26 protein-coding genes are annotated in these 19,542 nt (G+C 43.3%); 9 read left to right on the forward strand and 17 right to left on the reverse strand.

Annotation, left to right across the window (positions count from 1 at the left end; genetic code table 11):
* Positions 1 to 177: 177 nt before the first annotated feature.
* Together CW749_RS05770 and CW749_RS05775 are read left to right on the forward strand one after the other, a co-directional pair.
* A complete protein-coding gene (locus CW749_RS05770) occupies positions 178 to 729 on the forward strand; it encodes a GNAT family N-acetyltransferase (protein WP_101111100.1) in 552 nt (183 codons plus the stop codon).
* 221 nt (positions 730 to 950) lie between these two features.
* Complete coding sequence (locus CW749_RS05775) at positions 951 to 1,913, forward strand: transposase (protein WP_101111101.1); 963 nt, start codon at positions 951 to 953, stop codon at positions 1,911 to 1,913.
* 300 nt (positions 1,914 to 2,213) lie between these two features.
* Here the strand turns inward: CW749_RS05775 and CW749_RS05780 are convergent, their stop codons facing one another.
* The 6 genes from CW749_RS05780 to CW749_RS05810 form a co-directional block, all read right to left on the reverse strand.
* On the reverse strand, positions 2,214 to 3,464 hold the full coding sequence (locus CW749_RS05780) for a hypothetical protein (RefSeq protein ID WP_101111102.1): 1,251 nt from the start codon (positions 3,462 to 3,464) through the stop codon (positions 2,214 to 2,216).
* An 87-nt stretch (positions 3,465 to 3,551) separates the two neighbouring features.
* Positions 3,552 to 3,914, reverse strand: a complete 363-nt coding sequence (locus CW749_RS05785; protein WP_101111103.1) for a hypothetical protein — start codon at positions 3,912 to 3,914, stop codon at positions 3,552 to 3,554.
* A 458-nt stretch (positions 3,915 to 4,372) separates the two neighbouring features.
* Positions 4,373 to 5,188, reverse strand: coding sequence for a cobalamin-binding protein (locus tag CW749_RS05790; RefSeq protein ID WP_101111104.1), 816 nt, complete (start codon positions 5,186 to 5,188; stop codon positions 4,373 to 4,375).
* 141 nt (positions 5,189 to 5,329) lie between these two features.
* Positions 5,330 to 5,938, reverse strand: coding sequence for a hypothetical protein (locus CW749_RS05795; RefSeq protein ID WP_101111105.1), 609 nt, complete (start codon positions 5,936 to 5,938; stop codon positions 5,330 to 5,332).
* A gap of 439 nt (positions 5,939 to 6,377) precedes the next feature.
* Positions 6,378 to 6,872 (reverse strand): outer membrane beta-barrel protein, encoded by a 495-nt coding sequence (locus tag CW749_RS05805; RefSeq protein WP_101111106.1) that lies wholly within the window; start codon positions 6,870 to 6,872, stop codon positions 6,378 to 6,380.
* Positions 6,873 to 7,288: 416 nt separating this feature from the next.
* Positions 7,289 to 8,356: an L-dopachrome tautomerase-related protein gene (locus CW749_RS05810; protein WP_101111107.1), complete on the reverse strand. Its 1,068-nt coding sequence runs from the start codon at positions 8,354 to 8,356 to the stop codon at positions 7,289 to 7,291.
* A gap of 128 nt (positions 8,357 to 8,484) precedes the next feature.
* On the opposite strand from CW749_RS05810, the gene CW749_RS05815 reads away from it, so the two are divergent.
* The 4 genes from CW749_RS05815 (at position 8,485) to CW749_RS05830 (ending at position 12,248) form a co-directional block, all read left to right on the forward strand.
* Entirely contained in the window at positions 8,485 to 9,060 is a 576-nt protein-coding gene (locus CW749_RS05815; protein WP_101111108.1) for a TetR/AcrR family transcriptional regulator, read from the forward strand.
* 407 nt (positions 9,061 to 9,467) lie between these two features.
* Positions 9,468 to 9,878, forward strand: a complete 411-nt coding sequence (locus tag CW749_RS05820; RefSeq protein WP_101111109.1) for a PAS domain-containing protein — start codon at positions 9,468 to 9,470, stop codon at positions 9,876 to 9,878.
* Positions 9,878 to 10,420, forward strand: a complete 543-nt coding sequence (locus CW749_RS05825; RefSeq protein ID WP_101111110.1) for a cupin domain-containing protein — start codon at positions 9,878 to 9,880, stop codon at positions 10,418 to 10,420. The genes CW749_RS05820 and CW749_RS05825 overlap by 1 nt, the downstream gene beginning before the upstream one ends.
* 58 nt (positions 10,421 to 10,478) lie before the next feature.
* The gene (locus CW749_RS05830; RefSeq protein WP_201796994.1) at positions 10,479 to 12,248 is read left to right on the forward strand and encodes a GMC oxidoreductase; all 1,770 of its coding nucleotides are present in this window, start codon (positions 10,479 to 10,481) and stop codon (positions 12,246 to 12,248) included.
* Positions 12,249 to 12,392: 144 nt separating this feature from the next.
* Here CW749_RS05830 and CW749_RS05835 read toward each other — a convergent pair whose 3' ends face one another.
* Positions 12,393 to 12,947 carry a hypothetical protein gene (locus CW749_RS05835; RefSeq protein WP_101111111.1) on the reverse strand — a complete coding sequence of 185 codons (555 nt, stop codon included), beginning with the start codon at positions 12,945 to 12,947 and terminating at the stop codon, positions 12,393 to 12,395.
* A gap of 175 nt (positions 12,948 to 13,122) precedes the next feature.
* Here CW749_RS05835 and CW749_RS05840 point away from each other — a divergent pair, with 175 nt between their 5' ends.
* From CW749_RS05840 to CW749_RS05850, 3 genes are all read left to right on the forward strand, one after another.
* Positions 13,123 to 13,917, forward strand: coding sequence for a transporter substrate-binding domain-containing protein (locus CW749_RS05840; protein ID WP_101111112.1), 795 nt, complete (start codon positions 13,123 to 13,125; stop codon positions 13,915 to 13,917).
* Between the two features lie 212 nt (positions 13,918 to 14,129).
* Positions 14,130 to 14,699 (forward strand): cysteine dioxygenase family protein, encoded by a 570-nt coding sequence (locus CW749_RS05845; RefSeq protein WP_101111113.1) that lies wholly within the window; start codon positions 14,130 to 14,132, stop codon positions 14,697 to 14,699.
* Positions 14,700 to 14,993: 294 nt separating this feature from the next.
* Entirely contained in the window at positions 14,994 to 15,890 is an 897-nt protein-coding gene (locus CW749_RS05850) for a hypothetical protein (RefSeq protein ID WP_101111114.1), read from the forward strand.
* Between the two features lie 390 nt (positions 15,891 to 16,280).
* Here the strand turns inward: CW749_RS05850 and CW749_RS05855 are convergent, their stop codons facing one another.
* The 10 genes from CW749_RS05855 to CW749_RS05900 all read right to left on the reverse strand — a co-directional run bounded on the left by CW749_RS05855 (position 16,281) and on the right by CW749_RS05900 (position 19,516).
* On the reverse strand, positions 16,281 to 16,547 hold the full coding sequence (locus CW749_RS05855; RefSeq protein WP_101111115.1) for a hypothetical protein: 267 nt from the start codon (positions 16,545 to 16,547) through the stop codon (positions 16,281 to 16,283).
* Between the two features lie 55 nt (positions 16,548 to 16,602).
* Positions 16,603 to 16,791, reverse strand: coding sequence for a RebB family R body protein (locus tag CW749_RS05860; protein WP_101111116.1), 189 nt, complete (start codon positions 16,789 to 16,791; stop codon positions 16,603 to 16,605).
* A 128-nt stretch (positions 16,792 to 16,919) separates the two neighbouring features.
* The gene (locus CW749_RS05865) at positions 16,920 to 17,198 is read right to left on the reverse strand and encodes a RebB family R body protein (RefSeq protein WP_101111117.1); all 279 of its coding nucleotides are present in this window, start codon (positions 17,196 to 17,198) and stop codon (positions 16,920 to 16,922) included.
* 16 nt (positions 17,199 to 17,214) lie between these two features.
* On the reverse strand, positions 17,215 to 17,472 hold the full coding sequence (locus CW749_RS05870) for a hypothetical protein (protein WP_101111118.1): 258 nt from the start codon (positions 17,470 to 17,472) through the stop codon (positions 17,215 to 17,217).
* The gene (locus tag CW749_RS05875; protein WP_101111119.1) at positions 17,462 to 17,905 is read right to left on the reverse strand and encodes a RebB family R body protein; all 444 of its coding nucleotides are present in this window, start codon (positions 17,903 to 17,905) and stop codon (positions 17,462 to 17,464) included. The genes CW749_RS05870 and CW749_RS05875 overlap by 11 nt, the downstream gene beginning before the upstream one ends.
* A 113-nt stretch (positions 17,906 to 18,018) precedes the next feature.
* A complete protein-coding gene (locus CW749_RS05880; RefSeq protein ID WP_101111120.1) occupies positions 18,019 to 18,312 on the reverse strand; it encodes a hypothetical protein in 294 nt (97 codons plus the stop codon).
* 57 nt (positions 18,313 to 18,369) lie between these two features.
* On the reverse strand, positions 18,370 to 18,654 hold the full coding sequence (locus CW749_RS05885) for a RebB family R body protein (protein WP_101111121.1): 285 nt from the start codon (positions 18,652 to 18,654) through the stop codon (positions 18,370 to 18,372).
* A gap of 48 nt (positions 18,655 to 18,702) precedes the next feature.
* Positions 18,703 to 18,969, reverse strand: a complete 267-nt coding sequence (locus CW749_RS05890; RefSeq protein ID WP_004398402.1) for a RebB family R body protein — start codon at positions 18,967 to 18,969, stop codon at positions 18,703 to 18,705.
* 24 nt (positions 18,970 to 18,993) lie between these two features.
* A complete protein-coding gene (locus tag CW749_RS05895) occupies positions 18,994 to 19,263 on the reverse strand; it encodes a RebB family R body protein (protein ID WP_101111122.1) in 270 nt (89 codons plus the stop codon).
* Positions 19,264 to 19,315: 52 nt separating this feature from the next.
* Positions 19,316 to 19,516, reverse strand: coding sequence for a RebB family R body protein (locus tag CW749_RS05900; RefSeq protein WP_101111123.1), 201 nt, complete (start codon positions 19,514 to 19,516; stop codon positions 19,316 to 19,318).
* Positions 19,517 to 19,542 lie beyond the last annotated feature (26 nt).

The following is a 19,542-nucleotide window of genomic DNA, read 5'->3' on the forward strand; positions in this document are numbered from 1 at the left end:
AGTTCAAACGACACAAAATGGGCGACAAACCTATTCAATAGGTCTTTCTGTCGCCCTTTACATGCAAGCACATATACGGCGACAGGTGGGTATAAAAACCCTTTTCGTCGCCCATTTTGTGTATTTCTTTATGCTCATAAGAAGCCATTGAGTACTTCACCTTAACTAACCTTAACTATGCCATTCAGCCCTTTAAAACAATTCAACAATCACAACGTTAAAAAGCAGACCGCCAAAACAGATGTGATTCCACAACCAAATTCGATTCAGCTGGCACCCATTCATCTTAAGCATGCCCCGATCATACTAAAGCGCATAAGCAAAGACATTTGCCAAGCGTTGAACTGCTCACCGATAAGCTCCATTGAAAGTGCGCAGAATTACATCTTAGAAAACAGTGGCAAGCCACATACTCGGCAAGGGGTATTTCATCACGAGTTTGGTCTCATCGGCTGTGTGGGTTACTACCTACACACTGACCAGCGACAACCTCATGCCTTTATTTATTACTGGATATCCGCTCCCTACCAACGTAAAGGCTTTGCTTCATTAGCCATCGAACAGCTTATCCACCAACTCAAGAAGCAAGGCATAACCCAGCTGTATGCCGATGTGTTCGACAACAATTATGCTTCTCAAAACTTACTGCATAGCTTTGGTTTTAAGCGGCAAGAAAAGCCGGTTCACCTTGAACCTAGAATGATTTTTCGGTTTGAGAGGAGAATGTGAAATGAACAAAGGAATGAATAACTGAATAACTGAATAACTGAATAACTGAATAACTGAATAACAAGTAAGAATAACAAGGACACTCACTCTAAGAAAACATGAATCCTATCATTTTCATGAGGTCGCGCCTTAAGCCACAAAGGTAATCTTTGCTTATTTTTAGCTCTAAGGGTTTCGGGTATGGTGTGCTTCATTCTTTCTAAAAGAGAGCCTTGTTAATCATGACCAAAGCACGCGCTCAGCTAATCAGCTTAGAAGCGACGCCCTATTACCACTGTGTATCTCGCTGCGTTCGACGCTCCTTTCTCTGCGGTTACGATTCGGAGCGAAACCAATGCTTTGAACACCGCCGTGGCTGGGTTGAAGAGAGATTGCTCAATCTTAGCCAAGTGTTTTGTATTGATGTCTGTGCTTACGCCATCATGAGTAACCACTACCACGTGGTGCTGCATATCAATCAAGAAGAAATGCAATCCCTGTCTGACCAAGACGTTTGTGAAAGATGGTTGAGCTTTCACACCCCACCATTGCTGATTCAAAAGTGGTTAAAGCAAGAAGCCCTCACGGAAGCCGAAGCGCTGAAAATTCACGATATGATTAACACTTGGCGAGAAAGATTAGCCAGCATCAGTTGGTTTATGCGCATGCTGAACCAATACATCGCCACCCTAGCCAACAAAGAAGACGGTTGTACTGGGCACTTTTGGGAAGGGAGGTTTAAAAGCCAAGCACTGCTCGACGAGCAAGCCCTTGCCGCCGCGATGACTTATGTGGACTTAAATCCAATTCGAGCGAACATGGCAGACAGCCCCGAAACATCGGAATACACTTCAGTTAAAGCCAGAGTGGACACACTCAGAGAGAGCAAAGCCACAGCGCCTTGTCTGCATCCCTTCGTCGGTTATCCTAGAACATACCAGCCAACCGGAATCCCGTTCAGGCTGATGGATTACTTAGAATTAGTTGACTGGACTGGCAGACATATTCGTGATGATAAACGAGGGCACATCAATCATATTCTTCCCCCTATCCTGAGTCGGTTAGGCATTAGCAAAGAAACCTGGCTTCACGCCTGTACAGAACTGGAAAGAGGGAATGTAGTTGGTAAAGAAGAGTCGGTAAAGCGTGCTCTACCGACACTCAAAAGAAAGCGAGTCTCAGGACTTCGGCTTCCAGATAGCTAAACCTCCGCCCCCACTTCACTTCCCTCTCAACCTCTCTCAAAGCACGCTTTGCTGATGTCACTCGCCTTAAAAAGCGTAAAACTGCTTAAAATCACGCCTAAACACCGAGAATTTATCTAATAACTCACTGGGTTTGATACAGATATGGATTTGAATGTGCATTGTTAATGTTTTTTTGGAGAGCTCTTTAAAGTGACTGTCCCTTCTAAATAACAGTAAGGCCCAAGTTAAAGGTAGCTTATAAGGCTATTAGATCAAAACTTTACCACTTTTCAATATCACCCCTTAAAATCTAAATACTCATTTTATTTTAGGTAGCTTTAAGCCATCAGCACTTTCAACTTTCTTTGCCAATAGTGTTATTTGATTACCAAAGCTGTTACTCCAACGTCCATGAAACGATCCATCTCCTGAGGTCTGATACATAAACATATTCCAATCACGATTGATCGACGCTTGACTCGCCCCGTTCTTAGCCCACGACTCAAGAGAAACCCAATAATTGTAGCCTCTTAATATACATCCGGCAAAATGATACGGAGCACCTTCTTGCTGAACAGCATCCATTGTAACAATCCCTTGCCCAACATCGGGGGCAACCTGATTGTAATCACCGGCATAGCCGTCATTCATAGCGTCGTGGGCATGCAGTAAAGCAGCCCGAACCCTAGTTCCGATATCTCCCTTTTTATTTCTGTCTAAAATTTCCTTAAGTCGACAGTACCCTCCGTTGTGATGAATATTTATATAATTGCAAGTGACATCGGGCGTGCCCATAACTGTATGGGCCGTAATTGTACAATCTGCGTACAATTTAAATGCATCATATAAGTCGTATGAGCTCATATTGATAAGAATCGAATCTTTCATTTCCTTAGAAATTACAGCTTTATCTCTAGTTAATCTATTCTTCCCAATAGTATCGATAGTTAAGTGTCGTTTATACTCACTGTACTCATAAGCATTTAATGAAAAGCGCCTGACAGGCCAGGGAAGTTTAGTAGCTGCAAGCAATTTGTCCGGCTTGTTCTCATAGGCAGCTACTTTGTTACCTCTATTGAGCATTTCATTTTCTCGTATCGTTTTCACATGAGAAGGCACCGAAGTACTCAATCTTGTGTCAATTTCGGGAATGACAAGTACGTGCTCATTGTGAGACAGGATTGGCCGCAATCTTATCCAGGATTTACTCTTTAGCAATGATTGATTATTGCTTTCCAGAGTCTCAGCCGTCGTGATGATAAATTTACCACTATCATGACACAATACATCATAGTCTGGACTCGCCTCCCACTCCCCCTCAACCAGCCACTCACACCCCAACATTTCATTCAAATTGGCAATATAGTAAGCATGCGCTGCAATAACATACCAATGGCGGTAAACCTGCTCGTGTTCATAAGTAAAATCGTACAGCTTTATGATTTCGTCCCGAGATAATGAATCGGCAATTTTTAGTTTCAACTGAACCAGATCGTACGGCTCAGGTCCAGGATCAAACCCTAACAATTTAAGCAGCTCTTTATTACCCAGTTGTTGTATTCTATCCATAATAATGCTCCAGTATTGCAATCAATTGTGCTATCAAAAAAATATATAAGACACCCACTCAAACCAGCAGGCATCTCCCCCAACCCCTCAGCCCCTATAAAACCCCTTAAGGCCAAACTGGGTGTCTAATCTCTTACCTAGCGTGCTGTTAAATACCTGCGTGACTACTTGCTCTAATGCGATGGTGACGCCGCTGTTTACCCACCTAAGCCACCGTGTTACATAACCCGCAATGCACTCAGGTGAGGCACCTTGCTCGTAAAGCCGCTGGATTTTTGTAAGATGGTTAGCAATGGTTTTCCACGCTAGGTTTAATGTGTTTTTGGGTTTATCTTCTGCTTTGCCACCGATGCAATAGCCGAGGAAGTCAACACCCTGCTTAGGGATTTTCCCTTGATAAGTTTTACAAGGGTGAATGGTTTGCTTTACCTCGTCTAAACAGCGATACATCCGCTTTTTTAGTTTTTTTAATTGGTAGCGGGTACGGCATAAAATTAACCAGTCATCCACATAGCTAAATTTTTCAAACTATGTATTTTCACAAAAGCAGGCAAACCTTAACTGCGTTATCTATAGGGTTACCTTAGTGACCTGTCGGCATGATTAATTGGGCTGTTTTGTGAGAAATCTGGGGGAAGTGATGGTTAGGATAAAATCAGTTATTGGCGGAGAATGAAGTAGTGGTAAATCTGTATTCCATTTGGTGCCTATTACTTAACGATTTAGTGGCTTACAAAAAAAGTGGAATGATGCCGAATCAACACCTAAATCGTACAACTTGGTTGTCATCTGTCGCTTTTCAGAACCGACCACTATGACAACCACCAAATACAGATAAATCGTGGAGCACTTAACCAAATAGATGGCGGTGTTGAAGGGACAGTCTCCATGATATTGGCTATTCGATATTATCGTTCCTGCCGTTTACTCCAGCCTTTAATAATCTGGTGAAGTTGTTTTACCCCGTCTGTCAGCGCGGCTGGTCCGGGTTGCAAGATGTCACTTGAGTTGATTTCATACACTTCATCATTTTGAATGGCGGGAATGTTCTGCCAGCCCTCTCGCTGAGTCAGTTTGTCTTTTTGGAAACGGCGACCACACCAGGAAGCGATGATAATGTCGGGCTGTTTTTCTATCACCTGTTCAGGGTGTTCGATAATTCTGTTTTTGGCTAACGACTCTTTGGCAAACTCCTGATAACAGTCGATGCCACCAGCGAGTTCCACTAACTCACTCACCCAGGTGATACCGGTTATTAATGGATCGAACCACTCTTCAAAATACACTCTCGGCTTGTGAGTCAGCGAATCGGCGCTTGCCTTAATTCCAGCCAGCCCTTGGGTAAGTTCCTGTACTAACTTTTCGCCTTTTTGAGGTTCGCCGATAAGTGCGCTAAGCGTCCGTATCATTTGCAGCGTGTCACTTAAAGTTCGGTGATTAAAGCAGTGAACATCGACGCCCTGCTTAACCAAATCGCGAACGATGTCTGCCTGAATGTCTGAAAATGCCAGAACCAAATCCGGTTTGAGGTCCATGATTTTCTCGATACGTGCATTCACAAACGCCGAGACTTTGGGCTTTTCGCGTTTGGCTCTTTCGGGGCGTACTGTGTAGGCAGAAACACCGACAATTCTGTCTTCTTCTCCCATCAGGTAAAGCGCTTCGGTGGTTTCTTCTGTCAGGCATATGATTCGTTTTGGCCATTGCGGCGCGGGGATTGGCATCGGGTCCGCCTACTCGTGTTAGTGGATGTTAGGTAATTGAATTATAGAGAAGTTTTGAACGAGTTAAACCCAAGCTTTGATAAGGAAATTTAGCGGATAACCGTAAGCACTAAACCTGCAGGTTATTCCGCTGCATACTATTTAGGATGACTTGCTATTTTTCTGACCTTTTTCGTCTTGCGCTACTTTCGTACTGCCATCGGCCACCTTGATTCTTGTGTCTCCAACGACCAGTTCGGTTTCTTTTTTCATTATTTCTGCCAACTGACTGTTCATCTCTCTCGCTAACCCGACAAACTCGCTTGTCGACACTGAGTTGGCATCGAACTGTCTGGCTTTTTCTGCCATTTCTTGTTGATGCCTTTTGTCTTCAAATTCCATTTGAGCCAGTTTGACTTCTTTTTCCATCTGATACTGTTTTATTCGCTCTTCTCGCTCACGCTCTCTGTCTTTGTAGGTTTCGTCTTCCTCTTTACCCACAGAAGCCTCACGAATAACCATAATAAGAGCCATCACGACCGGAGCAATCATACCCACCACTGGCGTAAACGCTTCCACCTCAAGGAAATAGCCAGACATACAGGTAATAAGTACTAACACCACTGTTGTAGGCATTGCCCATCTTCCAACAAGCACCATAACCACTTCCTGGGGCTTTGATCGGTCTTTTGCTTTGGTATGTTCCTCCTCTTCTAAGTCTTTAAGTTCTTGCTCTATCTGTTCTAACTCATCAAGATCTTTGTCTGACATGCACCCTCCTACAATTGAAAGGACTGATTTAACTAGCCACTGTTATTGTTTGCGACGCTATAAATTGCACCGGTCGGCGACACGTATTGCATAATTTGAAACTACTACTAACCCTAAAAGCCACCGATACCACTCTGGAAACTCAGAGATAAGGGTGAACCCAGGAAGGATGTAGTCCCTGACTACAGGTATAAAACTTAAGATAAAAGGCAGGCAGAAAATCATCGTCAACCATTCGCTTTGCCAGCCGAAACCTACGCTCGTCTGGTCGATTAGCCGAATTTTTGCTTCTGCCCGAGCACGCTGTATTTTTTTGTGGCTGACCAACCGTTCCAGTAAAGTTGCTTTGCATACTTTGTATACGCTCCAAGCCATAATACTCCTCACTTATTCTGAACACATTTAGCTGGCAATGTGCCCGTATACGAGCACTGCTGTTTTAGAACGAGACTTTCAAACCCACCTGAAAGAGATCAAACTCATCAAATTCTTCAATTGAACCATCAATTAGAATACTGTCACCAATTTGATAGCCTACGCCGAAACCAACCCCAAAATGGGAAGTGCTCCTTGTGAGTAGGCGTGTAGAGGAAGATGAATTGACCTTAAAATTTGCAAAAGTAGGCGATAGGTAGACAAACAACTGTTCTGTTACATCATGTTGTAGCCTGACACCAGAAGATGCATAGTGTTCAAGCCTCGTGACTTTATCACCACTACGACTGTCTCTTATACCAGTACCTAGCTTGATTTCTGGAATGATTGAAAAGTTGTTCTTCAGTTTACTTTCGTGCCCAACAGACACTACAAATGTATCGAGTTTGGCATCACCTAGCGAGATTTTGGAGATAGAACTTCCCAAAATAAAATTAGATTCTGTTGCATTAGATGCCAGTGCGACAACTGACAAAAGTAAGGCATAGATTAAGCGCATTGTTCACTCCTTTGTTGATAGTCATTGATAGAAAGCTTCAATTTGAAGTGGCGAAATGCGACTTCAATTTCTTTCTACCTTGAATCTAAATCAACGCAGGTGTGCCTTACTCGGCTTGAGGAATGCAATAGTCTGCGAAATCATCTGGATTTCATAAAATATTGGGCGTAAGGAAGAGGGGGTCATGTTACAGCTTCCACTTTTAGCTTCAAAAATTGAAACTAAACACTTGATGAAAAAATTGGTGGGCAATATGAGTTTTGGCCATTGCGGCGCAGGGATTGGCATCGGGTTCGCCCATTCATTAAGGATTAGATGATTGAATTATAGAGATATTTCAAACCGAATAAACCTCAAGATTTGTGACTATACCTAAGGGTAGGCAGAAGAAGTTCCATCTTCCCCTACCTCTATCTTTATCGACCCACTTGTGTTTTTCCTAGGGCATCAAATTCAACGATGTAATAGCGATCGCCACTTTCATCTTTGTTCTGATTTAGCACCGGTGATTTGTGAAGCTTATTGACCGTGGCCAGAATCTTCCCATTGGCTTTTGTTGCAAAGCCATCGCTCCAGCTCAGTAATTCAGAATCGGAATGTAACACTCGATACTGGCGATCTTGACCGATATATCCAACTGCATCGTTGGTGATATCGGTGATGTAGACATTGTCGTCCATATCAATGGCGATACCGTCGCTGATCGGCTTGTCGGCGTATGTTTCTACCCGCTGTTCTAACTGCTTCGCCGACAGTGTTGGATTACGCAAATCAGACGTATTAACTCGATACAGTTTGGTACCGCTCATTGCGCCAAAATAGAGCCATTCATTTTTTGTGTCCAGTGTAATGGGGTTTGCGCCAATGCGTGCTGGCGCCCCACCAAGCGTAACGACTTTATCGTCAATCACCATGTCGATGTCTTCTGGCTGCGTAAAAGGAGAACCGTCTAGCACGCGTCGAGTCACACCGGTCTTCAAATCAATCACGATTAATGCGGAATTATGCCCAGCAGCAGTATCGGTGATGTAAACCACTTCATTGTCTCTATCGACGGCCAGATCGTTTAGAAAGGAGTCTTGTGGAATCGTAGGCGCTGCGATGTAAACCACTTTGTGCAGTGCGTTTTTTTCTGTATCCCAACCAACAAGACGCCCGACACGCGTGTCAGAATCTGCCGTTTCTAGCATCCATAGCACGTTTTTCTTATCCAAAATCACTCCCAAAACAGGGTTAAGGCTTTGGCTAAATGCTTCATTTGGGTAAGCGACGGCTTTGCCTTCAGCGGTGATTTCGACAATCTTGTTTTTCGCACCGTAGAAGTGATGATTGCTCATAAATATTCGACCAGACGAAGAAGCGGCAATATTCCCCGGAGGTGCTTTATGATCCAGTTGATGAACAACATTCAGGTCGCTCGCTGAAGCGTTGAATGAAACCATTATGGCGAGAGTGCTAAGCGAAATTAAAAGTGATTTTTTCATGAATTATCCTTTTCAAAACATTTTGAACGCTCATTCAAAATATATACCCAAAGTTTGCCTGTCAAATACTTTTTGAGTGATCATTCAAAACTGCTATTATGTCCTCAGCAGTAGGAGATTAAGAGCGCATGGCAAAAAAGAAGTATTCAATCGAAGAGGTTATTTCACAGGCAACGGACTTGTTCTGGAGCCAAGGGTACTCTGCGACGAGTATTCAACATATCTCGAAAAAAACAGGTCTTAAGCCCGGTAGTTTGTACAACGAGTTTGGCAGTAAGGAAGGGGTGTTTCGCATGGCATTAGAAAGCTATGCCAATCATTCTGTTGAAGAAATTCATACCGCTGTCCAAAAAACGGGGAGTGCCATCAAAGGAATACAACACATTCTCACAGAGCTTATTGAGCAAACGGAAGAATCCCCCTACTGCGGCTGTTTTTTGGTTAAATCGCAGCTAGAGTTGTCCGCTTTGGATGATGATTTGCAGTTCTTAGCCACAGACAAACTGCAACTGATAGAGCAGACATACTGCCACCATCTAGAAAGCACATTTTCAAAGTCGGAGGCACACAATTATGCGCATCAGCTCATGATGGTGATTTTTGGTATTCGAGTATATGGGTATCAGAAAAATGCGAGTGAAGTGCTGACCGATAGTATTCAACGTTTTTTACCTTGGCTAACGGAAGCTAAGAGTGGAATGTAATAAGAAACCAATACTCCTTATAGCCCACAATAGTATTTAACCCGTATAGTTTTATTTGGTTTTAATAAAAGTTCAGATTAGATTATTTCTGACTTTTTTATTTATAATTAACTTTAATATATTTAAGTTATTAAAATTTAAAGAAAATAAAAAATAAAATTAATATTCCGTATAAAATAAAGCCCTATCCCTACCTTTGCCTCAAAATATAAAAATACAAATAACACTTAACAATCAATAATTAAGGGCACCATAAAGGCAGAGAATTCCAATTTATACTTATTGAGAAATCAATAAACACAATAAATTATTCAGCAATCACAACTAAATTTAATAACCTTTTACACACAAATAGAAACCGCTCTACTCTAAATAAGTAATTTTGCACCAATAATAAGGATCAAAATATGCTTAAAAATGTTATAGAGCCCCCTATTAGTCCTGAGGAATTTAACTCGGAAATTTTAATGGACGTTTTAGATACGCAAGATGGTATTTATTATGTTATCAAGAATACAGATTCTGTTTTTATTTGGGTCAACCAAAACTTTTCCGATTTAATTGGCGTCCCAAAAAGTGACTTAATTGGACAAAAAGACCAGTTTGCTGCTCATGTTGCCCACGACAAACTGGTTATCGCATCTGGAAAACCTATCCTCAACTTACATGAAACCATCCCCGTTCCTGATGGTTCTGGCGGTCACAAAGACGAACCCATCGTGACTCAGAAAGGGCTTTGGCGAGACACCAAAAACCCAGACCTGATCAAAGGCATCACCGTGTGCTTTTCACTGGTCAACCCACCAGAGGAGGCGTGATGAAAGGCGCAGAATACTGGCTTGATCACCTAAAGCTAGAAGCGATTGAGCTAGGCGGATTTTTTGGTGAAGGTGAAGCCTCCAACGAGATCATTCCCCAGCAAGCACTACCAGATAGATTCCATTCAGACAGACGATTTTATTCAAACAATTATTACATGCTTGCGCGTGACTTGGCGTCTCCTACTCCCTCTTCTCGTTTGGCTTTGCATCAATTAAATCAAGATGAGCAGTGGTTCTTTTTACAAGGCTCGGCGCTCAAACTCTATCTGTTTTTATCAAATGGTGAGTTCAAAGAAATTACCGTCGGAGACAAGCTGGAGCTGGATCAGGTTTTACTGTGCTCCGCCCCTCATAGCACTTGGTTCGGGGCTGAACTCCAAGACGATTCCGACTTTGCTTTGTGTGCATGCAGTTTAGCACCTGAGTGGGATCCGGAAGATTCAATCACTCCTACCGAGTCCGATATTCAGCAACTTATCTCAGATTATCCAGAACAAGCAGACATCATTAAGCGCTTGGCATTCGGTGCTAAGAGCTAATAGCTAAGAACTAATTACTACGTAACCAGCCACCTCTAATTTATAAAAGGAATAAATAATGGGAACAGCGGCATCAAGTAACAAACTGCAGTATGGCTACCCAACTCCGGGACCACAAAGCCCAACAGCTCAAAAAGTCATGGATCACGTGTTTTTCCTATCTAATGGCGAATGGAAGAAAGCGCGTGAAGAAAATGATTACGATTACATCGTGGTCGGTACTGGCTTTTGTGCCTTGGCATTTGCAGAACGAATTCTAGAAAAAGAAAATTCCAATGCTCGAATTCTATTGATTGAACGAGGCACGTTCTTTTTGCCTGAGCACTTCCAAAACCTCCCTCTCCCCTTTAAAGATACATTAGGTGGGCTATCGGAAACCTTCCCGTGGACAATGTCGATTGAAAATCAGCAGCCAGAATCCCTTATAAAATGGCAACACGGCATGGTGCCTTTCTTTGGAGGAAGATCAACGCTTTGGAGCGCGTGGTGCCCAATACCGAATAGCGAAGAATTTGCAGGTTGGCCAACGCATACCATTGAAGCGGCAAGAAAGAATTTCGAATCAGCAAAAACCTTACTTAGGGTGCAAAATGCAGACGAGATCGATAATTTCCCGAATCAAGAAATTGCGAATTTTGTCTCTGGCACTCGTCCTGTTTATGGTGCGCTGCAAAGACAAGTACAAGGATTATTGCAAGAGCTCGGTACAGGCGTGAATGGCATTTATCGTACCGACCCTGCCCCACTGGCTTCAGCCTCTATGCAGGAAAATGGCATTGATTTCCAAAAATTTGCAACGCCAGGTGAATTACTTGAACTGGCAGAGAAATTTAATAAAGTCGACGAAAATGGCGAACGCGTTGGACCTCAGCTCGATATTGTCAGCGCATGTACTGTCGAAGAGATCCACCAGCAAGAGCTGAATGGAGAAAGAAAAGCCACCGCACTGCAAACCTCTCGTGGTGTATTGCCACTGGGCAATGCTGAACTCGTATTAGCAATGGGGACCTTGCCACCGACTACGTTGGTGCGTAACTCGTTCCCAACGATTCCGAATTTAGGGTCGCGTTTTTCCGCTCACTTCATTAGCTCGATTGTGGCTCGTGTGCCTAAATCCGATTTAGATCCTGATGGGCAATTTGGTCAGTTAGAGTTAGGGGCAAACTACGTGGCGGGGGTTGCCAACGATAGCTTTGATCAACAGTTCCACATCCAGCTTTCTTCCTTGTGGGATTCCGACCCAGAGAAAAACGCAGAACTCGCACTAAGATACATGCCGGATGTGGTTGCAACGGCTTCAATGGAACAGTTGCAATCCTCACCTGACCACGTCGTTTTTGTATGTGCAGTATTGGGTGAGCTTGACTATAAGAACTTCAATAACTGGTTTAAGCAAAACGCAGCAGACGATAATGTTACAACTAATTCGTTACTGCAAATTACCACCAACGAACTTGATATTGAAACGTGGGATAAGATGGATCTGTCCACTTTTGATATTTTGGAAACCGTGCTTTCACCGAATGGTTCGGGTGTGGTGGAATATTGGCACTCACGCATTGAAAATGGGCAAGATCATGGGGAATGGGTAGGCTCGCGACCAGCAGCCAAAGATATCCGTGTTGATGCCCCCGTTCATGAAAGCTCCACACTTCACATTGGTGAAGAAGAATCCGCACCTGTTGATTTAAATTATAAACTCAAAGGCACAGCCAACGTTTATATCACTGGTGGCGCGTTATGGCCACAAGGCGGATCATGGAACCCAACGTTAACGATGGTGGCACTAGCGCAAGACTTGGCTGACAATCTGCACAGTAAGAAATAGCCATTATGAAACTGGCAAATTGCTCGCGTTTTGTTTGGAGCATCCTGCCTTAGATAAAATCAGCGGTGTGAGCTATGAAAAATAGGCACCGCTGATCAATTCTGAGCTGGTCTATTCTGAATGGTTAGCTAGGGGCAATAAACTCTACAGTACTCTCAAGCATTTTTCAGGCGGTAAACTTAATAGGGTATTGGCAAAATTGATTTTTTCATCTCGCCATTTCATTGCAGCTTCGTGGCTGTCTTTCGATCGTCTGTCTGCTTCAAAATAACTGTGTTGAGGCATACCATCAGCCGGAGTCATCACCATAGATTGCTCATTCACACGCATGGTAAACAAAAACTGCCCTCTTTGACCGGATTGCGCGCCAGGGTGATGCAATGTGGTATCGCAACAGTAACGTTTATCGCGAAGTGCGCGGCAAGTATATTCAAACGCATCTTGCGTCCCCCTACCAGGGAAAGACGTATAAATACTGATGCCATCTCGCTGTAACGGCATTTTTCCAGCCGTTAATTCTACAGCGTACTGCACCAGTCGAAAGCCTAAAACAACCCCACCGACACTGTTAATGCCGCTAAATTGAATGGCTGACGCTAAATCAAGGCGTAATTGATCTTCATTTTCGTAAAGAAAAAGCTCGGGAGATGCCCAGTCACTTTGAGGAATAAGTAGCTTAGTAATATCAGTTTGTTCCATTTTCGTCTCCGCAGTGATTTCGTTTGTTCTAAATCTCAAACACAATATACGAATGATAACCATTATCAACATTGTTTTGGTAAAAATCTGATCAACCTGACCACAATAGAGGCCACCTATAATTTGGCTTAACGACTATACTTTTCAAAAGAGAAAATAAGGCAATTTGGGGACGATGATGAAGCTTTTACTTATCATGAGCTTATTGCTTTGGGGAATCAGTGCATCACAATCTTTAGCCCAAGAGCGAGAACGACTCCCGCTTGCAACGGGTGAATGGCCCCCTTATACCTCCACCGAGCTGGAAGGCTACGGCATCGTCACTGAGATCACCACTGCCGTTGTCATTGAGATGGGTATGACGCCTGACTATAAATTTGTACCGTGGAAAAGAGCAGAACACATGGTTAAAAATGGCGACGCTTTTGCTGCGTTTCCTTACTCTATTACTCATGCGCGTACCAAGAATTTCAGCTTCTCCGATCGAGTACTCATCAATCCAAACGGTCGATTCTTCTACCGAAAAGCCAGATTTGATATACCGAAAGATCCTAAGCAACTCTCCGATCTTAAATCTTACAAATTTGGCAGTTTAGCTGGCGAGGCTTCTATTGCTACTTTGGAGGAAGCTGGCATACGACTTGAGCTAGTTTCAAAAGATAGCCAAAACATTATGCGGCTGCATGCCGGGCGAGTTGATCTGATATTGATGGACGAACTGTTGGGTTGGTATCTGATTCGCAAGCTTTACCCAAATGAGCAACACCTATTTGCCACTCTCGACACAACCTTTGAAGAAATGATCAATCAAAGCGGGAACCCAAATTGGGATTCATATTTAATGGTTTCTCCTGAATACCCCAACGCAAAAGCACTAACAAAACGTTTTAATGAAGCGCTTAAGCGGATTAAAGAAAATGGCGTTTATGATGACATTTTGGATAAGTACGGGCTCGATTTATCTCTGTAAGCGATAGCATTGCGTCGACACTAAACACTCGCTTTTGAATTAAATTTGCGATTATTTTCTCAAATATCAAGATTCAGTAATCCTTTCTCAGATAAGCCCGTTTATGAGAAAAACATTGCGCAAAAATTAACAATTCAGAAACAAATTAAAAACTAATTCTCCTTAGCCGACTTTAAGATAAAACTACCTTCCTCGAATCGGACTCAACGAATATGAACGTGCTAACGGAACTGCTATCCACCACCCCGTCGTCGGTACAGCCTATATGTGTAAAAGAGCTTATTTCTCATTTAGATCAATCTTCCCAGCCGCTTTCGCTGCCGGTGATCCGTTTCTTGCTAGAGCATGTTCGGGTAGATCAAGCAACGATAGAGGAACTGTCTGTTTTTGATCGTAACCAATACCATCGACGCTACTTGTATCAAAGTGACAATGTGGAAGTCCTCATTCTTGGGTGGCTAAACGGTCAGAGAAGCCGAATTCACGATCATGAAGGTTCTAATTGCGGGGTAAAAGTGCTGAAAGGAGAGGCCACAGAAACCTATTTTAAGCGTGTAGAAAACGGGCACATTTTCGCGCTTGGTTCAACCAAACTGGAAAGAGATCAAGTCACCTCCAGTTGTGATAACCAAATCCATCAAATCTCCAACTTGCAATCCAACGGGCAAGACTTAGTCACTCTTCACATCTACTCTCCCCCATTAAATGCAGCCAAGCTCTATTCACTGGAGTCCAATCAGATTGAAAAGATGACTCAGGAGCAGTGGGCTTATGAGATATAACGAAGAAATAAGATATATACCCATGAAGCATAAAACAGCCAATGAAAATCGCTAAGTCTCAAAAGGTTAAAACTCATTTATTAAATAAAACTAATTTTATAGTATTAGATTTATTAAATTAATTTCACTGCAACTAAACCCATCAAATGAATTGGAAAAACATACGGTAACCTATTCGTCATACGTTGCGCCCTATATTGAGGTGAATGTCTCCTTCACACATTTCCTAACGCAAATTTAACAAATAGACTCCAAATCGAAACATGTCGTTTCAATTAAATGGAGGTTATTGTTATGAAAGATGTACTGTTAGTAGGCACTACAAACTTAGATAGCACTGGAACAGCCGGAAATTTAACAGTTGAAAATGCTACACAAGCAATCATTGGTACAGGTTGGTCTTTCGGGTTAGACGAAGGGGTTGATTTGATCAATTGCGACTGGGGCCATGGCGGTAAAATTTACGCCAGAACGGAAGAGTGGGATAAAGGAAATTATAAGGAGGTCAAGGTAGAGGGCGACTCTAGCTGGGTTTACTTAGATAACTTCGTTGACGTAAACGTAACACTTAACAATTACTGTGGCTCAAAAGTACTGATCAACAACTCAAAGCGTGGTGATATTGAAACGGGATGCGGTCACGACAAAATCTATATCTCTGTTCAATCCAATAACAGCCTTTGGGAAAACGATTTTGATATAAGCACTGGTGCAGGCAGTGATGTTATCACCATGGTGGACAGTAAAAATTCGCACCTAACTGATGTGACCATCGATGCTGGTTCAGGGCATGATTATGTCGATATATCCAAACTGAAAAACGCAGCAGATGGCATTGTTCGAGACGTCGATGGGGGATCGGGTTTTGACAAGTTTGTGTTTGGGTCCGATGATTCTGTCGATTTCAGAAACTTTGAAGTGATTGTGGGCACGGCTCAAACGTCCAACTTCAATCTAACGTCTGAACACCTAAGAAACAATGGCTTTGAACCTCACGGTCTGATTGTTACTGGTTCAAACTTTGCTTTAACGGATGTAGATTCTGTTTCTCATTCCAACCTGAGTCATACTCAAGAAGCGTATCTCAATTGGCTTGGCTACAACGATGATGACTATTCCGCTTTAACGGTAATTGATGGTAATGACACATTCACCATTCTTACTGATAGCTGCTGTGACGTAGTGGTTTGATGAACAAATAACAAACTTCTGCTTTTCTCGAAGCAGACGTTCACTTTCAAAACCCTACGTGGGTCTGAGACCCAGATAATCAATCCAAGTTGAGTGACGTCATTCAACTTGGATTTTCCTATTAGATTACGTTCTTTCCAATGAGCTGGAAATTACGAAACCAATAGCCAAGCGTCCACCATGGCTTTAAAAGCGGAATTGAATAAATAAAGAGAGATAAAAGTTAGCCAGGCTATGATCAGTATTTCAAGAATTCGCATTGTGTGTCCTTATTAAAACATCTGCAACAAAACCAGGATTGTAATGAGGATTGAGGGTTAGAAACCCAGTAAGAACAGGGGGTTTTTAGGCGAAATCACGCATTCGGATAAATATGCCCCATACGGCTACTCAATCAAATTTCTTTGCAACATCGGCAGCTTTACTGCCCAACTCAGCAAAATTAGCAGTGCCTTTCTCCATGATTTTTTGCGCTTGTTCTATGACTTGGACATATTTAGGATCACCGGTGGCCAAAAGCTCCGAAAGGGCGACACCAATGGCTGTGGTGCTCATGGTATTTAGGTTACGGAGGTTATCTGCGGCATCTTGAATAGCGATAGCTGTAGATTGGGCAACGGATTGTTTCGCTTTGTCAGTCGTGCTCTCACCCGCCATAACGTTCCTCTACACTAGCTTTCTTCTACACATAGCTTTTCTCTACCCAAAAAAACTAACCACCCTTTTTCAAAATCAAAGCACAAGCAGTAGACGTTGAGGCGTTCGCGACCGTTTGCATGCCTTGCTGAGTCGTGACCGCATTTTGCATGTGTAAGCCCATGGTGTCGGACATAGCTGAATCTGCGAGTTGAACGATCATCTCTGAAACCTGTTCCAGATCTTTTTTTCCATCGTCACTCATATTTCCTTCTTAAGATCATCGCTTTCACTAAAAAAAAGGCCAATTAAGAGGGTTGGCCTAAATGGGGTATCAGGATTTTTTCTACAACGTTGTTCGGAATGACAGGTGCTAAGAATCGACTTTACGGCTTATTCACTGTCTTTCTCAACGATTTCTTCTGTTGCTCTGCTTAGAGCAGCGGTACCAATTGCTGTTAATGCATTCACACCTTGTACCGTTGCAGCTTGCATCCCAATATTGGCTTGCTGCTGAGCATTGGTTGCGTTGTTGTTCAAGTTAGACATCGCAAGTCCCATGGATGTGTACAGGTTCCCCATCGCATTCGAGGGAGCGCTGGCCAATACTTGGGTGTTAGTTTGGGTTACGGAATCCGTAATTTGCTCATTCACTTTTAGTGGCTTTGGCATACTCTTTCCTTATCTGCTATTCAGTTGGAAGCAACTGCTGAAGCTGCTCGTTGATTTTTCCCATCTCCTGTTCAAGCAAGCCCTCTATATTACTGAGCATGCCATTCACTTCAGATTCAATCTTATCGACGGATTCTTCGGGATCAGAAACGTTAAATTGCTCTTGAGACTTTGCAATCATCTCTTGCACTTCTTGCTGTTGATCTCGAGTAAAGGCTTCGATTTGTTCGAGCTGTTTTTTTACATCAAAATTCAACACGTTTTCACTGCTCACTGCTGCTATCCCCTTTATCTTTCTTCAAAAAACCCAGTAAGCTAAATTTGCCTTTTTTGGCTTCTTCCGCTTCAGCCTGCTCTTCCACAATAGGCGTTGAAGACTCTTCATCATGCCCCATTCTTTGAGCCTTAGTGCGCGCGAGTGCTGGCTCTTCTATGGGCGCATTCACTTGCACAAGTGGCGCTGGCTTAATCTGAGTTTGAAGTAACCTTGCACACGCATTGGTGACAGAGGCTGCGGTGGTCATTTGAGACTGCTGCTGACTGGTCACAGCATTATGCATCGAGAGACCAAGCGTGTCTGCTAGAGTGGTTTCCAGCAGGCTGGTCGGCTGAACAGAAAAAGCCTGAAGCGTATTAAATTCATCAATCGTTTTGCTTGAGACTTCGTGCTCAAATTCGTTTTCAAAGCGCGTATCCTGCTTATCCATGTTCGCTCCTCTTTGATCTCTGGATAATGATGTGTTGTGACCTATCACCGCTGTTTCGCGAGAATGAAAGTTGCCTATCTAAAAAGACCGTCTAGCAGAAAAGTTGCTGAGAATTATTGAGCTTGGTCTTGCAATACTGTCGCGACTTTCTCACCGACCACCCCAAAGTTCTCCGCGCCATTCGTGACGACTCTTTGTGCCTGATCGATGATCTGAAAGTACTTGGTGTCCCCTGTTTCCAGCATTTGACTTAACGCTGTCCCAATAGCGGTTGTACTCAAGGTATTAAGGTTTCTTAAGTTGTCGGTCGCATCCGCTAATGCCATAGCAGAAGACTGCGCAACCGACTGGTTTGCCGCATTAAACGCGGAGTTTTCTTGATCGGGTGGTGAATTAAGATCTTTCATGTTTATGGCTCCTTAAAGAGCACCTTTACCGCTTTATGAGTAAAGGTGCCTTCTGCATTACGCGTCTTTCTCGATAATGCCTTCAGCGCTTCGACCAATAACCGAGCTACCGATAGACATAAGCGAGTTAACACCCTGCACCGTTGCTGCTTGCATAGTGATTTGCGCTTGTTGTTGACCTGCTGTGGAGTTATGAGCTGCTGTGCCCAATGCCTGGCTGGTAGACATCAGTAAGTTGCCCATTGCCATTGCTGGTGTTTCACCCACAACTTTTGTATTTACCTGAGTGACTGAGTCTGTAACCTGACCATTTACTGTGGTTGGTGCTGTACCATCTGCCATGTGAATATCCTTTTAGAAGTTAAGTAAGAAAAAGCGAAAGAGTTAGAATTAACCCTTCTCGATAATGCCTTCAGCACCACGACCGATCACTGAAGAACCGATAGCCATCAATGAATTGACGCCTTGTACCGTCGCTGCTTGCATTGTGATTTGTGCTTGCTGCTGCGCTGCCGTTGCATTGTGAGCCGCGTTGCTTAACGCGTGGCTGGTAGACATAAGCAGGTTGCCCATTGCCATTGCAGGGGTTTCACCTACAACTTTTGTGTTCACCTGTGTTACCGAATCTGTGACTTGTGCGTTTACTGTATCAGCCATAATAATCTCCTAATTTGCTATTGATTAAGCTGCTGGTTGAGGTTCTAAAATCAGCTCAACACTTCGTCCGATCACTGCTGTGCCTGTGGCAAACAGCGAGTTCACGCCTTGAATTGTTGCTGTCTGATGTACCAATTGGGCCTGTTGATTTGCGCCGGTGCTATTGTGTGCAGAGATCCCCATTGCTTGGCTGGTTGCCATTAATAGGTTTCCTCCTGCCATAGCAGGCGTTTCGCCGACCACAGAGGTATTTACTTGCGTTACAGAATCTGTAACGGCTCCGTTCACTGACATAGTTAGTGCTCCTGTTGATGAAGAGGTACACAAAAATGCACCCCAGAACCGGTTAAGAACCTTTTGCTGCGATGGAATAGATAAGCCCAGACCCCAGTGCGGTGTTCGTCACCAAGATGGTTTGAATTTGCTGCTGTGCATGAGTTGTGTTTTCAGCCGCCTTTCCCATGGAATCTGCAACCATCGTTAGGTGCATATTCCTCGAGGTAATGGGAGAAAACTCGCGCAACATCTTCTCAATATCGATTTCCATCAAAATGCTCTTTGTGTCCGTTCATG

This window comes from Vibrio sp. vnigr-6D03 (genome assembly GCF_002835515.1).
Taxonomy (GTDB): Bacteria; Pseudomonadota; Gammaproteobacteria; order Enterobacterales; family Vibrionaceae; genus Vibrio; species Vibrio penaeicida.

What these genes read in the sequence shown, in the direction of transcription:
- CW749_RS05900 (WP_101111123.1), bottom strand. Translation starts at nt 19,516, where the DNA reads ATGGAAATCGATATTGAGAAGATGTTGCGCGAGTTTTCTCCCATTACC.
- CW749_RS05835 (WP_101111111.1), bottom strand. Translation starts at nt 12,947, where the DNA reads ATGGAACAAACTGATATTACTAAGCTACTTATTCCTCAAAGTGACTGG.
- CW749_RS05770 (WP_101111100.1), top strand. Translation starts at nt 178, where the DNA reads ATGCCATTCAGCCCTTTAAAACAATTCAACAATCACAACGTTAAAAAG.
- CW749_RS05865 (WP_101111117.1), bottom strand. Translation starts at nt 17,198, where the DNA reads ATGCCAAAGCCACTAAAAGTGAATGAGCAAATTACGGATTCCGTAACC.
- CW749_RS05820 (WP_101111109.1), top strand. Translation starts at nt 9,468, where the DNA reads ATGCTTAAAAATGTTATAGAGCCCCCTATTAGTCCTGAGGAATTTAAC.
- CW749_RS05775 (WP_101111101.1), top strand. Translation starts at nt 951, where the DNA reads ATGACCAAAGCACGCGCTCAGCTAATCAGCTTAGAAGCGACGCCCTAT.
- CW749_RS05855 (WP_101111115.1), bottom strand. Translation starts at nt 16,547, where the DNA reads ATGGCGGGTGAGAGCACGACTGACAAAGCGAAACAATCCGTTGCCCAA.
- CW749_RS05885 (WP_101111121.1), bottom strand. Translation starts at nt 18,654, where the DNA reads ATGGCAGATGGTACAGCACCAACCACAGTAAATGGTCAGGTTACAGAC.
- CW749_RS05805 (WP_101111106.1), bottom strand. Translation starts at nt 6,872, where the DNA reads ATGCGCTTAATCTATGCCTTACTTTTGTCAGTTGTCGCACTGGCATCT.
- CW749_RS05860 (WP_101111116.1), bottom strand. Translation starts at nt 16,791, where the DNA reads ATGAGTGACGATGGAAAAAAAGATCTGGAACAGGTTTCAGAGATGATC.
- CW749_RS05875 (WP_101111119.1), bottom strand. Translation starts at nt 17,905, where the DNA reads ATGGATAAGCAGGATACGCGCTTTGAAAACGAATTTGAGCACGAAGTC.
- CW749_RS05780 (WP_101111102.1), bottom strand. Translation starts at nt 3,464, where the DNA reads ATGGATAGAATACAACAACTGGGTAATAAAGAGCTGCTTAAATTGTTA.
- CW749_RS05845 (WP_101111113.1), top strand. Translation starts at nt 14,130, where the DNA reads ATGAACGTGCTAACGGAACTGCTATCCACCACCCCGTCGTCGGTACAG.
- CW749_RS05810 (WP_101111107.1), bottom strand. Translation starts at nt 8,356, where the DNA reads ATGAAAAAATCACTTTTAATTTCGCTTAGCACTCTCGCCATAATGGTT.
- CW749_RS05895 (WP_101111122.1), bottom strand. Translation starts at nt 19,263, where the DNA reads ATGTCAGTGAACGGAGCCGTTACAGATTCTGTAACGCAAGTAAATACC.
- CW749_RS05795 (WP_101111105.1), bottom strand. Translation starts at nt 5,938, where the DNA reads ATGTCAGACAAAGATCTTGATGAGTTAGAACAGATAGAGCAAGAACTT.
- CW749_RS05825 (WP_101111110.1), top strand. Translation starts at nt 9,878, where the DNA reads ATGAAAGGCGCAGAATACTGGCTTGATCACCTAAAGCTAGAAGCGATT.
- CW749_RS05850 (WP_101111114.1), top strand. Translation starts at nt 14,994, where the DNA reads ATGAAAGATGTACTGTTAGTAGGCACTACAAACTTAGATAGCACTGGA.
- CW749_RS05840 (WP_101111112.1), top strand. Translation starts at nt 13,123, where the DNA reads ATGATGAAGCTTTTACTTATCATGAGCTTATTGCTTTGGGGAATCAGT.
- CW749_RS05880 (WP_101111120.1), bottom strand. Translation starts at nt 18,312, where the DNA reads ATGAAAGATCTTAATTCACCACCCGATCAAGAAAACTCCGCGTTTAAT.
- CW749_RS05785 (WP_101111103.1), bottom strand. Translation starts at nt 3,914, where the DNA reads ATGTATCGCTGTTTAGACGAGGTAAAGCAAACCATTCACCCTTGTAAA.
- CW749_RS05830 (WP_201796994.1), top strand. Translation starts at nt 10,479, where the DNA reads ATGGGAACAGCGGCATCAAGTAACAAACTGCAGTATGGCTACCCAACT.
- CW749_RS05790 (WP_101111104.1), bottom strand. Translation starts at nt 5,188, where the DNA reads ATGCCAATCCCCGCGCCGCAATGGCCAAAACGAATCATATGCCTGACA.
- CW749_RS05815 (WP_101111108.1), top strand. Translation starts at nt 8,485, where the DNA reads ATGGCAAAAAAGAAGTATTCAATCGAAGAGGTTATTTCACAGGCAACG.
- CW749_RS05890 (WP_004398402.1), bottom strand. Translation starts at nt 18,969, where the DNA reads ATGGCTGATACAGTAAACGCACAAGTCACAGATTCGGTAACACAGGTG.